This window comes from Streptomyces anatolicus, assembly GCF_019400875.1.
Classification (GTDB): Bacteria; Actinomycetota; Actinomycetes; order Streptomycetales; family Streptomycetaceae; genus Streptomyces; species Streptomyces anatolicus.
Genome location: NZ_WMBF01000875.1, coordinates 1 through 701 on the forward strand (window position 1 = coordinate 1; position 701 = coordinate 701).

General features: G+C 69.3%; 1 protein-coding gene. It reads left to right on the forward strand.

Features of this window, described 5'->3' with window-relative positions; all coding sequences use genetic code 11:
* The first annotated feature begins 12 nt into the window (after positions 1-12).
* Positions 13-699: a L,D-transpeptidase family protein gene (locus tag GKQ77_RS33080; protein WP_308117866.1), complete on the forward strand. Its 687-nt coding sequence runs from the start codon at positions 13-15 to the stop codon at positions 697-699.
* Positions 700-701: the final 2 nt, after the last annotated feature.

Below are 701 nucleotides of genomic sequence, written 5' to 3' on the forward strand. Positions count from 1 at the left end.
GGGGCGAGGGGCGTGGACGGGAAGCCGCGCGCCTCGGTGGCACCGGCCGCGCCGGCCGCGCCCGCGCCCAGGACCCTCATGCGGGAAGGTGAGCGTGGGGGCCAGGTGCGGGAGCTGCAGGCCAGGCTGCGGCAGATCGGCTGGTACTTCGAGACTCCGTCGGGTACGTACGACGCGGCCACCGCCGGTGCGGTCAAAGGCTTCCAGGGCAAGCGCGGGCTGCCCCGCACCGGTAAGACGGACACCATCACCTGGCAGCGGCTGGTGGCGATGACGCGCGAGCCGACGCGGCAGGAGCTGTACGCGAATGGCGGGATTCCGCCTGCCGCACCGGACAAGCGGTGCCTGACGGGCCGGGTGCTGTGTCTGGCCAAGAACAGCCGGACGCTGACGTGGATGGTCGACGGCAAGGCCGTCTCGACGATGGATGTGCGCTTCGGCTCGCAGTACACGCCGACGCGCGAGGGCACCTTCACGGTGTACTGGAAGTCCCGGCACCACGTCTCGACGCTCTACGACACGCCCATGCCGTACGCGCTGTTCTTCAGCGGCGGCCAGGCGGTGCACTACTCGGCGGACTTCGCGGCCAGGGGTTATGCGGGTGGTTCGCACGGCTGTGTGAACGTGCGCGATGAGAAGAAGATCGCGAGCCTGTTCGCTCAGGTGCGCAAGGGCGACAAGGTCGTCATCTACAAGTGAGG